The 13,396-nt window shown below is 37.1% G+C and carries 13 protein-coding genes; 11 read left to right on the forward strand and 2 right to left on the reverse strand.

Annotated features, from left to right (window positions below):
* Window positions 1-60 precede the first annotated feature (60 nt).
* From MKY78_RS14010 to MKY78_RS14050, 9 genes are all read left to right on the forward strand, one after another.
* Window positions 61-2,130 carry a BglG family transcription antiterminator gene (locus tag MKY78_RS14010; protein ID WP_339213498.1) on the forward strand — a complete coding sequence of 690 codons (2,070 nt, stop codon included), beginning with the start codon at window positions 61-63 and terminating at the stop codon, window positions 2,128-2,130.
* Between the two features lie 38 nt (window positions 2,131-2,168).
* Window positions 2,169-2,657, forward strand: coding sequence for a PTS sugar transporter subunit IIA (locus MKY78_RS14015; protein ID WP_339213499.1), 489 nt, complete (start codon window positions 2,169-2,171; stop codon window positions 2,655-2,657).
* On the forward strand, window positions 2,657-2,941 hold the full coding sequence (locus MKY78_RS14020; protein ID WP_339213501.1) for a PTS sugar transporter subunit IIB: 285 nt from the start codon (window positions 2,657-2,659) through the stop codon (window positions 2,939-2,941). Before MKY78_RS14015 ends, MKY78_RS14020 begins: the two co-directional genes overlap by 1 nt.
* A gap of 91 nt (window positions 2,942-3,032) precedes the next feature.
* A complete protein-coding gene (locus MKY78_RS14025; protein ID WP_186870735.1) occupies window positions 3,033-4,292 on the forward strand; it encodes a PTS galactitol transporter subunit IIC in 1,260 nt (419 codons plus the stop codon).
* Between the two features lie 87 nt (window positions 4,293-4,379).
* Window positions 4,380-5,411, forward strand: a complete 1,032-nt coding sequence (locus MKY78_RS14030; protein WP_339213504.1) for a zinc-binding dehydrogenase — start codon at window positions 4,380-4,382, stop codon at window positions 5,409-5,411.
* A 56-nt stretch (window positions 5,412-5,467) separates the two neighbouring features.
* Complete coding sequence (gene deoC / locus MKY78_RS14035) at window positions 5,468-6,115, forward strand: deoxyribose-phosphate aldolase (protein WP_339213506.1); 648 nt, start codon at window positions 5,468-5,470, stop codon at window positions 6,113-6,115.
* 72 nt (window positions 6,116-6,187) lie between these two features.
* Window positions 6,188-6,346, forward strand: a complete 159-nt coding sequence (locus MKY78_RS14040; protein ID WP_339213508.1) for a hypothetical protein — start codon at window positions 6,188-6,190, stop codon at window positions 6,344-6,346.
* Between the two features lie 27 nt (window positions 6,347-6,373).
* Window positions 6,374-7,420 carry a galactitol-1-phosphate 5-dehydrogenase gene (locus MKY78_RS14045; protein ID WP_339213510.1) on the forward strand — a complete coding sequence of 349 codons (1,047 nt, stop codon included), beginning with the start codon at window positions 6,374-6,376 and terminating at the stop codon, window positions 7,418-7,420.
* Window positions 7,421-7,588: 168 nt separating this feature from the next.
* Window positions 7,589-8,539, forward strand: a complete 951-nt coding sequence (locus MKY78_RS14050) for a sugar-binding transcriptional regulator (RefSeq protein WP_339213512.1) — start codon at window positions 7,589-7,591, stop codon at window positions 8,537-8,539.
* Between the two features lie 40 nt (window positions 8,540-8,579).
* Here the strand turns inward: MKY78_RS14050 and MKY78_RS14055 are convergent, their stop codons facing one another.
* Both MKY78_RS14055 and MKY78_RS14060 read right to left on the reverse strand, forming a co-directional pair.
* A complete protein-coding gene (locus MKY78_RS14055; protein WP_339213514.1) occupies window positions 8,580-9,620 on the reverse strand; it encodes an alcohol dehydrogenase catalytic domain-containing protein in 1,041 nt (346 codons plus the stop codon).
* A gap of 22 nt (window positions 9,621-9,642) precedes the next feature.
* Window positions 9,643-11,289 (reverse strand): glycerol-3-phosphate dehydrogenase/oxidase, encoded by a 1,647-nt coding sequence (locus MKY78_RS14060; protein WP_339213516.1) that lies wholly within the window; start codon window positions 11,287-11,289, stop codon window positions 9,643-9,645.
* 207 nt (window positions 11,290-11,496) lie between these two features.
* Between MKY78_RS14060 and MKY78_RS14065 the strand changes: the two genes are divergently transcribed.
* Both MKY78_RS14065 and MKY78_RS14070 read left to right on the forward strand, forming a co-directional pair.
* Window positions 11,497-12,444, forward strand: a complete 948-nt coding sequence (locus tag MKY78_RS14065) for a sugar-binding transcriptional regulator (protein WP_339213518.1) — start codon at window positions 11,497-11,499, stop codon at window positions 12,442-12,444.
* A 309-nt stretch (window positions 12,445-12,753) separates the two neighbouring features.
* The gene (locus MKY78_RS14070; RefSeq protein WP_339213341.1) at window positions 12,754-13,305 is read left to right on the forward strand and encodes a DUF6431 domain-containing protein; all 552 of its coding nucleotides are present in this window, start codon (window positions 12,754-12,756) and stop codon (window positions 13,303-13,305) included.
* Window positions 13,306-13,396: the final 91 nt, after the last annotated feature.

Consider the following 13,396-nt stretch of genomic DNA (forward strand, 5'->3'; position numbering starts at 1 on the left):
GGATGAAATCGGATACAAAAGGTGTATAATAGGTGTTACAATAAAACATGTCAAGGGGAGATGCAAGTGGTACTAAGTGATCGATACAAAATGATCTTAGATGAGATAACTAGTAATCCAAGTATTACTAGTGTAGCACTTGAGAAGAAATTTAATTTAACGCGTAGGCAGCTTGGTTATAGTATTCAAAAGATAAATGAATGGCTGATGAGTAATAATCTCCCAATTATTGAAAGAACAAGGCAAGGCCATTTCGTAGTAAACCAAGCCGTGTTTACGAAGCTTAGTGGAAACAGCGAAGCTATTTCTACTACTATCGAAACAACGATTCTTCGTGAGGAAGAGCGAGTTCAGCTTATCTTGATGATGATTCTTAGCTCAGAAGAAGAGTTGTCACTTAATCATTTCACATATGAACTGGATGTTAGTAAGAACACCATTCTAAATGATTTAAAACAAGCCCAAAGCTATGTGGATGATTATGAATTAACGATTCGTTATTCGAGAAAGTTTGGTTACTTACTCGAAGGAAGAGAATTTCAAATTCGGAAATTGCTCATGCATATGACCTACCATATCTTGCAGCTAAATGATGGCGAAACTCGATTAAAGAAAATAGCCACCATTCAGGATGAGGAGATTTGCGAGTTTAAGAAGCGTGTTGAAAAGGTGGAGAATCAGCTTAATTTGAAATTCACCGACGAAAAACTTCAAATGATGCCATATATTTTAATCCTATTGTTTAGAAGGATTCAAAAAGGGCATCTAATGAAATCTTTTTCCATTGAATACCAGGAGCTTTCTAATACAAAGGAATATAAAGCAACCGAAGAGTTACTAAATGATATAGATCATATTCCTTTATCGGAGCGACTTTTTATTACATTACACCTTCTGACGACCAATGTCTTTTCAATAGAGATGATGGAAGGAAAAGAAATTCCGAATTTATTGCCAGCGATTGACAATATGCTACGTCATTTTGAAAAAAGTGCATGTATCTATCTTCAAGATCGCGATCAGTTATTAGATAAGCTCATGCAGCATATGAAACCAGCATATTATCGAATCAAATATCATCTTACTGACACCGTCCTTTTCCAAGGATCAGTAAGCAGGGAGTTTAAAGAATTACATCATTTAGTGAAACGTTCTATTGGTCCGATTCGAGAATTGCTAGGAACTGATATTCCTGATAATGAAATGGCTTTCATAACCATGTTAATTGGTGGGTGGATGAACAAACACGGTGAAAGTATTGATAAGAAAATCAAAGCAATCGTTGTTTGTCCACAAGGAGTTTCTGTCTCTAGGCTGATGTTTAATGAGTTGAGAGAGTTGTTCCCAGAGTTTGTATTTCTCGATTATTTATCGGTCCGAGAGTTTTTAAAATATCCATTAGAATTTGATGTGATTTTTTCTCCTATTAATTTAGAAACAAATAAAAAATTGTTTGTAACAAAGGTTTTTCTTGGAAAGCAAGAAAAATATCGATTGAGAAGACAAGTGATGCTGGGTGTCCATGGTTATGTTCAGGATGACATTCAGGTTGAGGGTCTGTTAGATATTATCTCGAAGCATGCTACGGTTCATAATGAAAGGGCTTTAAAAGAGGCACTATTACAATATCTAGATCCGACTGAACGTGGGAATTATGTCACGCAAGATTTATCTAAAAATGATTTAGGATTACGTGATCTCCTAACAAGCGACACGATTTCGTTAGTTGATTCAGTCGATTCTTGGGAAGCGGCGATTCGCTTAAGTGCTAAGCCACTTATCGAGCTGGGTAAGATTGAACCGCAATATGTAGATGCCATGATACGGTATTGTGAGAAAGACCCATATATTGTGATTGCACCAGGTGTTGCGATTCCACACGCTGCTCCTGAGGATGGTGCAAGAGAGGTTGGGATGAGCCTCTTACGAATTAAAGATGGGGTATCGTATACGAGTGAAAATGATATTCATTTGATTATTGCGATTTCGGCTGTAGACAAGCAGCAGCATATTCATGCATTAATGCAGTTAATGAATTTAGTAGGTTCAGAGAGAGAAGTAAATGAATTAATTAGTGCCGAATCAATAGAGCGTGTATACGAGATTATTACACGTTACTCAATCGACTAGACAAGTGGCACGAAAGTTAAAGAAGTGGAGTGACAACAATGGGGAAATTAGTATTTGATGAATCTGTAATCTTGTTAGATGTAGAAGGGGAAACAAAGGAAGCGGTATTAGAAACAGTGGCACAGAATTTGGTGGATAGAGGGCTTGTCAAGACGAGCTTTATCCAAGCTATCTTAAAGCGTGAAAGTGAGTTTGCAACCGGACTACCAACTGCAGGAGTTTCAGTAGCAATTCCACATACGGATGTAGAACACGTTAACGAGAAAACAATTAGTGTTGCTGTTTTAAAAAATCCAGTAGACTTTGTCATCATGGGGGATGACAGTGAAACTACACCAGTACAAATCGTATTTATGCTAGCAATGGATGAAGCACATTCTCAATTAACCCTTTTACAGAAGCTTATGCAAGTCTTCCAAGATGAACAGACATTAAGAACTATTGTGAGTGCGACGGATAAGTCAACTATCAAAACATTACTAGAAGAAAAGTTAGAATTACTTGCATTTGAAGGAGGTGAAAGATAATGGCGAAAAAGACTGTTTTAGTAGCATGTGGAGCTGGTATTGCCACTTCTACTGTTGTAAATAGTGCGATTGAAGAAATGGCGAAAGAAAATGGCATTGAAGTGAATCTAGTTCAAATCAAGATTGCTGAGGTAGGTAGCTACGTAGACACAGCAGATTTACTAGTAACTACTGCAATGACAAAAACGGAGTATCCATTCCCGGTTATTAATGCTCGTAATTTCTTAACTGGTATCGGGATTGAAGATACGAAGAAACAAATCTTAGAGGAACTTAAAAAGTAGTGAAGAAAATGTTTGTCTATGTGAGGAGGCTAGCTCATAGACTGGCCTCCTTGGACAAATCTCTTGCTTCACCTCATAAGGGGGAAAAAGAATGCAATCATTCGTTGATTTTATACAAGGATTTTTAGGATTAGGGGCAACCGTTATCCTACCCGTAGCGATATTTTTACTTGGTTTATTCTTCGGTCAAAAGCCTGGTAAAGCATTCCGTTCTGGTTTAACTATCGGGGTTGCTTTCGTTGGTATTTTCTTAGTAATTGATTTGTTAACGCTTAACTTAGGACCGGCAGCACAAGGAATGGTTGATCGTCTAGGCGTGGAACTTAACGTAATTGACGTTGGTTGGCCAGCTACATCTTCTATTGCATGGGCATCTGTTGTAGCGGCGTTTATTATTCCGCTAGGTCTAGTTGTAAACGTTGTTATGCTTTTAACCAAAACAACAAAAGTCATGAACGTAGATATTTGGAACTACTGGCATTATACTTTCATGGCTGCTGTTATCTATGCTATTTCTGGAAGCGTTATCCAAGGATTAATCGCAGCAGTAATTTTCCAAATCTTATGTCTTAAGATTGCTGACTGGACTACTCCAATGGTTCGTGACTTCTACGAAATGCCTGGTGTATCCGTAGCAACTGGTAGTACTGTATCGTATGCACCTTTCATTTTCTTAGTAAAAGGGTTACAAAAAATTCCTGGAATCAACAAATTAAAAGCAGATTCTGATTCTATCCAGAAACGCTTTGGTGTATTCGGTGATTCTATGGTAATCGGTTTAGTACTAGGTGCTGCCATTGGGGCGCTTGCAGGTTATGACATTGGTGACATTATCGGTATCGGTATGTCTATGGCGGCTGTTATGATCTTAATGCCTCGTATGGTTAAGATTTTGATGGAAGGTTTAATGCCTGTTTCTGAATCTGCACGTACTTGGTTAAACAAGAAATTCGGTGATAGTGATATCACAATTGGTCTTGATGCAGCTGTACTTTTAGGACATCCATCTGTTATCGCAACTGCACTAATTTTGACACCGATTACAGTTTTAATCGCAGTAATCTTACCGGGTAATAATGTATTACCATTTGGAGACTTAGCAACGATTCCATTTGTTATCGCATTTATTGTAGGTGCGGCTCGTGGTAATATCATTCACTCTGTCATTGTAGGTACCATTATGATTGCATTATCCCTATATATGGCAACCGATATTGCACCAGTATTTACACAAATGGCAACAGAAGCAAGTATCAATTTACCAGAGGGTTCTGCAATGGTTTCCAGTATTGACCAAGGTGGTAACTTAATTAACTGGGTTATCTGGAGATTCTTTGACCTATTTAACTAATTACATCGTTTAATTTCAGTGGGGTTTAACGATAATCCCCACTGAAATTATTAGATTGTACCGTTATTCATAAGGAGGAGAACAAGAATGAAAGCACTAGTAAAAACGGAATTAGGATTTGGAAATCTAGAAGTACAAGAAAAGCCTGAACCATCACCAGGTAGAAATCAAGTGAAAATTGAAGTGAAATATGCAGGTATTTGTGGTTCTGATATTCATACGTATGAAGGGCATTATAAAGTGGCTACTCCAGTAACATTAGGCCATGAATTTGCAGGGGAAGTTGTTGAAGTTGGTGAAAATGTAACCGAGTTTAAAGTTGGGGATCGTGTCACTTCTGAGACAACTTTTTATATTTGTGGAGAATGTGAGTATTGTAAGACACAAGATTATAACCTTTGCAACCATCGTAAAGGACTCGGTTCACAACAAGATGGTGGATTTACAAAATACCTAATTGCTCGTAAAGAAAGTGTTCATCATCTTCCTGTGAATGTAGACTACCAATCTGCTGCTATGACAGAACCATTAGCATGTACCTATCATGCAGTAGCGAAAACAGAAATAAATGAAGGAGATTTAGTTGTCGTTATCGGTCCTGGACCAATTGGCTTATTAGCTGCTCAAGTAGCAAAAAGCTATGGCGCAACCGTTATTATTACTGGTCTAACGAATGACAAAGTCCGTTTGGATAAAGCGTTAGAAGTTGGAATCGACTATATGGTTAATACACAGGAGCAAGATTTGAAAGCATTTGTTAATGAGTTAACCAATGGTTATGGTGCCGATGTCGTACTAGAATGCTCTGGTGCAGTTCCTGCTGCTAAACAAGGACTAGATATTTTACGTAAGAAAGGTCAGTATGCACAGGTTGGTCTATTTGCTAATCCAGAAATTCAATTTGATTTAGATAAAATCATTCAGAAAGAAATCCGTGTCGTAGGAAGTAGAAGTCAAAAGCCCGCTGATTGGGAGCCTTCTCTAGCATTAATGAACGAAGGAAAAGTGAATGCGAAAGCACTAGTTACCCACATCTTTGATATTACGAAATGGGATGAGGCATACCAAGCAATTAAGAGTGGTGAAGCAATTAAAGTTTTACTCACACCAGCAGAGTAATAGATTACTAGATTTCAGGGAGGCTATGTCAAAAGAATAAACAAGAATTAATCGAGTTGATAGATTACACATTGTTAACACCTACTGCAACGAAAGCGGATATTAAAGCATTCTGTGAAGAAACCATTGAATATGGCTTCAAAACCGTATTTGTGAATCCTTACTATGTATCTTATGCACATGAATTATTATCCCCACATGGAATTAAAGTAGGGGTTCCGATTGGATTTTCACTTGGTGGAGCAACAACCCATGTGAAGATGGAAGAAACGAAAGAAGCGATTAAGAATGGTGCGACTGAGATTGATATGTTAGTTAACTTAGGTGCACTTAAATCTGGTGAATATGATGTCGTACGAGATGACATCGCCGCTGTGGTAAAAGCTGCTGATGGTTTAACCACAAAAGTAATCATTGAAACGGCTTTACTAACGGATGAAGAAAAAGTAAAAGCTACCGAACTAATTATGGAAGCTGGAGCTGATTTTGTTAAAACAGCTACTGGATTTAATGGTGGAGGAGCAACAGTGGAAGATGTTAAATTACTTCGTTCTGTTGCTGGAGACAAAATTGGAGTCAAAGCTGCAGGTGGCGTGAAAACATTTGAAGATGCTGTGAATATTGTAGCAGCCGGTGCAAATCGTATCGGTGCAAGTGGAGCAGTAGCGATTGTAAGTGGTGGCGTATCTACATCCTCTTACTAATCTAGTAACTAGTATATAAGGCGAGTTGGTTATGGAGCTTATAATATCTTTGAAAAGGAATGAGGGAAAATAATGGTAGATTCATTTTTAGACTTTATGTTAGGGCCTTTTCGGTCAATAAGTGCGTTTTACTTTGAACATCAACTGATTTTTAACACGATTATTATAGGTTTTGCAGGATATAAACTTTTCACTAGCACCAAGAAAACGGAAAATAAGTCAGCTAGTTAATTGGCAACAAGGGAAAGGGTGTTTGTTTTGAAAGCATTAAATTTATATGGAGTAGAAGATCTCCGTTTTGAAGAGAACACGCCAAAACCAGTAATTGAAGATTTGAACGACGTGATTATAAAAGTTAAATCTGTAGGAATATGTGGATCGGATACGTCTCGCTATCGTAAGCTTGGACCATATGTGGAAGGGATGACGTTTGGTCATGAGTTTGCTGGAGAGGTTATAGAAATTGGAAAAGGGGTAACCAATGTCAAAGTTGGTGATCGTGTTGCAGGCTGCCCAGCTTTTGTTTGTGGTGAATGTGACTACTGTATGAAGGGTGAGCCTGCACGATGTGAAAAGCTATCCGTCATTGGTGCTTATCGTCCTGGTGCCTATGCTGAATATACGAAGCTTCCAGCAACACATGTTATTCCACTACCAGATACTGTGGACTTTGACACAGCAGCTATGGTAGAGCCTTCAGCTGTTGTCGCACATGGCTTCTATCGTACAACTATTCAACCCGGTGCAGAAGTAGCGATTATGGGTGTAGGTAGTATTGGTTTGCTTGCAGTACAATGGGCGAAGATTTTCGGAGCGAAGAAGGTTTATGCAATCGATATCGATGATAAAAAGCTAGCAATTGCGAAAGAGCTTGGTGCTGATGTCACGATTAATTCACTAGAGAAGCCTGCTCATGAACAAATCCTAGAGCATACAAACGGACGAGGTGTTGATTTAGCGGTGGAATCAGCGGGTTCTCCCATTACATCCGCACAAGTATTCGCCCTACCACGTAAAGGTGGAGAGGTCGTATTCATGGGTATCCCGTATGCAGATATTAATATCGAACGCTTTTTCTTTGAAAAAATCGTTCGTAATGAGCTAACGGTTTATGGTTCTTGGAATGCCATCTCCGCACCTTTCCCAGGTAAAGAATGGAGTTCAACTATACATTATATGAGTACCGGACAAATAAAGTCTGCACCGATGATTTCTCATCGTTTACCATTAAAAGAAGGGCCAGCAACATTCCAAAAGATTACGAATCGTGAAATGGATTCTGTTAAAGTAATTTTCCATCCTTAAAAAAGAGATAAGTTTCATAACTAGTTGCTTGAGTGGGGGGAGTAGGTTAGCTACTCTCCTTTTCGTTGCCTGATGTAGGCCTAGTCATTACGTATCTTGACACTGTATAGATTACATCTTATCATCTTGGTAAGATAGAAAAATGCGATTCAAGAAAAGAGCGATACTATGTTAAGTTGGGAAGAACGACGGTTATTAGTAAAAGTAGCGATGCTATATTATTTTGAAGGACAAACACAGGCTGAAATAGCAAAGAAATATAATGTATCACGTCCTGTCATATCTAAGCTATTAAATAATGCCAAAAAAGAAGGAATTATAGAGATTTATATTAAGGATGAGACGTTTCAAACAGTAGAACTTGAGCAGAAATTAGCTAAGAAATTTAATTTGAAGGAAGTAATAGTTGTTTCTACGGCAGGATTTGCACCAGAAATGGTGAAGCGGCAATTAGGGAAATCGGCAGCATCTTATCTTGTGAAACGCTCAAATAATATTAAAAGCTTAGGGATTTCTTGGGGATCTACCTTGCTTTCTGTAGTAGAAGAATATCCTTATGAGCGCAAAAAGGATGTTCATATCGTTCCAATTGTAGGTGGAATGGGTAGCGAATTTGTTCATCTTCATTCCAATCAACTCGCTTTTAACCTAGCCCAAAAAATGAACAGCAAATGTTCTTATTTATATGCTCCAGCACTTGTAGAGTCTTTAGATTTGAAAGAAAGATTAATTAGTACAAAAGATATTGCAGATGTTTTGGAGGAAGCAAAAAATGTGGACCTAGCAATCGTTGGAATAGGAAATCCATTCAAAGGCTCCACAATGGAAAAAATCGGCTACTTAAATGAAAGTGATTTAGTTTCGTTACGCAAGGCAGGAGCTGTAGGAGATATCAGCTCTCGCTTCTATGATGCGGTTGGTAATGAGTTGGATCATCCACTAAATCAACAGGTTATCGGGTTAAATCTAGAAGAAATTAAAAATATTCCAGAGGTTATCGGAATAGTAGAAGGCTCCTATAAATTAGAAAGTATTGAGGCAGCTCTTCAAGGAGGTTATTTAGATGTTTTAATAACAGACGACCGAACTGCTCAGGAATTAATAAAATCGGAAATTTGATTGGACAGAAAATCCCTCCTAGTGATAGAAGGGATTTTATCTAATTATAAGGAAGTACAATACATTTTAAGCCATCTTTATTTAGTGCAGTTTTAAATGCTAATTCAGTTTCTCGCAATGAAAATCTATGCGTGATAAAGAAAGAAAAGTCGATGATACCTTCATCAATCCACTTTACTGCCTCAACATGTAATCTCCTAGGTGCACCATGGGTTCCCACAATTTTCAGTTGTTTATAAATGATATGATTAGTATTTAGAGATATTTCATTCAATTGCTTTACTCCGGCAAAAAACAATACTCTACCAGTTTTTTTGGCGATTTCTAGTGCTTCTTTTTGCACTGATGCTGATGGAGCGGTAATAATCACGACATCAGCTCCAAGTCCATTTGTTTCTTCCATCACTTTTTCAAATGTGTTGGTAGAGTTTGGATCTATTACAACATCTGAACCGACCTGTAAAGCTTTGTCTTGTCGAGGCTTAGAACGTTGAATAGTAATTACCTTTGTAGCTCCCATTTTTTTGGCTGCAGCAATATACATACATCCAATAGCACCTGCTCCATATACAACAACGGTATCGCCAGCATTTATTTCTACCTCCTTTAATCCACTTAAAACACAAGAAAATGGTTCGGATAAAGAGGCAAGCTCATAGGAGGTAGAATCTTTGATTTTTTGGATGGAGCCATATTCAACAAAATTTCTTGGTAACACAACATATTCACTAAAGCCACCATCAATCTGATAGCCAACAGACTCTCCTTTTACACATTGATGTCCTTCTTCTTTTTGGCAGAATAAACATTCACCACATGGAATATGAGCACCTAATGTAACACGATCCCCAATTTTAAAGCGTTTTACCATTTTCCCTATTTTAACAACTTCACCAGCAATCTCATGTCCAATAACTCTAGGATAGTTAACTCGGTCATCCCCATTTTTATAGATACGTAGATCGGAGCCACATACTCCAATAGCATGAACTTTTAGTAGAATTTCATTTTCTGTAATATCTGGGATAGCTTTTTCCGTATATTGAAGCGTTTCTTTATCTGTCAGTGCTACAATGTGCACGTATATTCCTCCTTCAAATACTTTATTTAAAAGAAAGGGTCTTACTTATGGCATAATATAGTTGTCTTTTTTCCTCTTGTTTTTTTTCGGGTGTCCAATTTAATAGTTTTGCTAATTCATCACTTACTAAATCTAGTGAACTAGTTATTTTTTGAGGTTCAAATAGTAAGTAACTAGTTCTCCGATCATAAAAGTCAACTAAAGAAGTGACCATTTCATGCTCCACGGTATACTTAAGCTCGCCTAATATTGCCATATCTTCCCTATTTTCAAGCTGTTTATAGCTGCTGATTGATTGTAAAACTAGCTCCGTATTAGAACCATATCTATAGACTAAATTTAGAATATCCTCCTTATCTAGTTGAATATCGTGATAATATCCAGTAAGCTTTTCTGCATAGGATTCTAGCTCCTGTTGATTGTAAAACTGGGAACCGGACAGTTTTATAGTGTCTGTTTTAGAGGGGGTTACATTCTTCTTCTCTTTTTTCTCGATATATTGCATGACTCTTTCTGCCATTTTTCGGTAACCTGTTAACTTGCCTCCTGCGATAGTAATAAGTCCGGTATCGGATTCGAATATCTCATCATGCCGAGAAAGTTCTGCAGGTGATTTTCCCTCTTGACCAATCAGTGGTCTTATACCGGCCCAACTAGATATTACATCGCTAACACTCAAGGTAAGATTCGGGAACATATCTTTTAAACAACCGAGTAAGTAATGTACTTCTGCAAGATTTACATGAATATCATCCATATCCTCCTTATATGTTGATTCAGTGGAACCCACATATGTTCGATTACCAATGGGGATTACCGCTATCATTCGGCCTTTATGCTGGAAGTAGATGGAGGAGTTTACTGGTAAAGACTTTCGATCAAATACAATATGGATACCTTTTGCTAGAACCATATATTTACCAGTAACGGGTCTATCCTTTTTTCGAACGACATCAACCCATGGACCAGCAGCATTTACAATATGTTTTCCATAGATAGTAAAGGTTTTGTTTTCAATATGATCTTTAACTACAATCCCTTTTACTATATTTTCCTCATTCTTGAGAAATTCGGTCATTTCAGCATAATTTAAAACTTGAGCTCCTTTCTCCGCCGCGGTTTTGGCTACCTCCATCGTTAAGCGGCTGTCATCTGTTCGATATTCAACATAAACTCCACTACCTTTAACCGTATTTGGGTTAAAGAGAGGCTCATTTTGAAGCGTTTTCTTTTTCCCGTAAATTCTGTGTCGCTCTTCCTTTTTTACTCCTGCTAGACGATCATATAAAGTTAGACCAGCTTTTAATGTTAATAGATTATAAGATTCATTTTTGATTAAAGGAAAGTTCATTTTGATTGGATAAACTAGGTGAAGAGCATTATTGTAAACAATTTCTCTTTCAGAACCAGTTTCTTTGACTACTGGAAAATCAAAGTTTTGTAGATATTTCAAGCCACCATGTATCAGCTTTCCAGAACGACTACTAGTACCTGAAGCAAAGTCTTTTCTCTCAATTAATGCCACGTTTAAACCTCTACTAATAGCATCTAATGCAATCCCACTTCCTGTTATACCACCGCCAATCACGATTACATCAAAAAGCTCTTGTTCCATTTTGGTAATGACTGTCTTTCGATTTTGAGTTGAAAAAGAAATTGAATTATTCATTGCCCATCTCCTTTACAAATAATTGTTCATATGTTCTAATTAAGAACAATTGTAAATTTAGTTTCAGTATATCTGGAAGGGTAATGATAGTCAAGAAAGGGTTTACAATACGGATCTATTAGGATTCATTATATATTAATATTGTGAAACGATTTTAATTAATTATGATATTATGTTATCGGTGCTAAAGAAGACGGGGGGATAAAAATGGATAAATTAGAAAGGGAGTTACTTATTAGAGTTGCAAAGCTATATTATTTCGAAGGTTGGACACAAAGTGAAATTGCTAAAAAGGTCAATAAATCAAGACCTATTATTTCTAAGCTTTTAAAACAAGCAAAAGAAAGTAATATTGTGGAGATTTATATAAAGGATGAGACAATACACACCGTTGGATTAGAAAGATTAATCGAAAAAAAATACGGGCTACAAGAGGTTATTGTGGTTGCAACTGGGGATGATGGACCGGATATGATTATGCGTAATATAGGAAAAGCAGCGGCTGAATATATCGAAAGAAGGCTTGAAAAGATTAATTCAATTGGCGTATCGTGGGGGAAGTCTGTTCACGCTGTGGTAGAAGCAATCGAATATCAAGATAAGGGACATGTACACATTACCCCTCTTATTGGTGGGATGGGGCAGTATAATGTTCATTACCATTCTAATCATCTGACATTTCAAATGGCAAAGAAATTAAACACATCATCCTCTTATTTATATGCTCCAGCAGTAGTTGAAAATATGGATTTAAGAAATCGAATTATGTCGTCAAAGGATGTACACGATGTTTTACTCAAAGGAAGGGCAGTAGATCTTGCCATAGTGGGTATAGGTAATCCAGGATATAATGCAACGATGAATGAATTGGGCTATGTTAGTCAAGAAGAACAAAATAGTTTAATTGAATTAGGGGCGGTTGGTGATATAAACTCGATCTTCTATGATGTAAATGGAAACCATGTAGAACATTCGTTAAACTATAGAACAATTGGTATTAATTTACAAGATTTAAAAAGTATACCAGAAGTAATCGCGGTTGTAAGCGGGCAACATAAAGTAGAAGCTCTTCATGTTGCTTTAAAGCATAAATGCTTGTCCACTGTAGTGTTAGACGATATTACGGCAAGAGGATTAACTTTTATTTCGAATTAATTATAAAAATTCATTGACAAGAATTTGAAAGCGCTTTATCATGTTATTTAACATTAGTAATATCCCATTACAGATGTAAAGGAGGGTTGGTATGTGGGGTAATTTCATTATCATTTTTGCACTAATTTGGGGATTACAGTTTTTACTGACTCATCTCCAAGTGAAGCAGTATCGTAAGCATATACTGTAAAGCATCACTTTATCCCATCCAAAATTGGCCTATTTAAATCAAATTCCTCCAGTATGATTACTGTACTTTCCTGACACAATATGCTAAATTTTTTGCATATTATAAGGGGGAGTTTTTTTATGATCATTTCATTTAATTTTGGAATTGGCCTTGAAGAGTATGGGGCAAGGGAAAAAGAGAATGAATTTCCAACATTTGACCGATGCCCCAATTGTAACTGCATTTCACAGGGAAATCTTCATCGTAACGGCTTCTATTGGCGCTATGGAATAGATGAACAAAGGGAACTGCGGATTCCAATTTGTCGTTTCAAATGCTTGGTTTGCAAGGTCAATATCTCTATTTTACCTGATTTTCTTATTCCTTATTTCCAACATACATTACATACGATTATTGATAGGGTACTTCGTTTCTTGGAGGGGAAGAAAGTGAATGAAAGCCGTCAGCAATTAGCCCAGCACGTCAGACGCTTTTATGAACAGCTTCATTGGATACATAGCTTTTTTGTGGATTTAGGGCATCAATTGGGGTTTTCAAAAAGACTCAAAAAAGAAGCCCTAAAATATATGAAAATGATCCTTGATTTTGGAGAATCATCCTTCTTTCGAAGGAGCTGGGGTCATTTATCATCATACTTTATGGGCAAATTAATTTTACCATATTTTTCGTAATAAAAAAATAGTATTAATCCCACATAAGTCTTGCCTATGAAACTATTGATGAAAAAAGTAGAATAAAAGCAATGGATAACCGGTTGTCCTT

The sequence above is a fragment of the Ornithinibacillus sp. FSL M8-0202 genome, assembly GCF_037975285.1.
Lineage (GTDB): Bacteria > Bacillota > Bacilli > Bacillales > Amphibacillaceae > Ornithinibacillus > Ornithinibacillus massiliensis.

Coding starts and splice junctions, on each gene's coding strand:
- MKY78_RS14010 (WP_339213498.1), top strand. CDS start 61: ATGCAAGTGGTACTAAGTGATCGATACAAAATGATCTTAGATGAGATA.
- MKY78_RS14015 (WP_339213499.1), top strand. CDS start 2,169: ATGGGGAAATTAGTATTTGATGAATCTGTAATCTTGTTAGATGTAGAA.
- MKY78_RS14020 (WP_339213501.1), top strand. CDS start 2,657: ATGGCGAAAAAGACTGTTTTAGTAGCATGTGGAGCTGGTATTGCCACT.
- MKY78_RS14025 (WP_186870735.1), top strand. CDS start 3,033: ATGCAATCATTCGTTGATTTTATACAAGGATTTTTAGGATTAGGGGCA.
- MKY78_RS14030 (WP_339213504.1), top strand. CDS start 4,380: ATGAAAGCACTAGTAAAAACGGAATTAGGATTTGGAAATCTAGAAGTA.
- MKY78_RS14040 (WP_339213508.1), top strand. CDS start 6,188: ATGGTAGATTCATTTTTAGACTTTATGTTAGGGCCTTTTCGGTCAATA.
- MKY78_RS14050 (WP_339213512.1), top strand. CDS start 7,589: ATGTTAAGTTGGGAAGAACGACGGTTATTAGTAAAAGTAGCGATGCTA.
- MKY78_RS14060 (WP_339213516.1), bottom strand. CDS start 11,289: ATGAATAATTCAATTTCTTTTTCAACTCAAAATCGAAAGACAGTCATT.
- MKY78_RS14065 (WP_339213518.1), top strand. CDS start 11,497: ATGGATAAATTAGAAAGGGAGTTACTTATTAGAGTTGCAAAGCTATAT.
- MKY78_RS14070 (WP_339213341.1), top strand. CDS start 12,754: ATGATCATTTCATTTAATTTTGGAATTGGCCTTGAAGAGTATGGGGCA.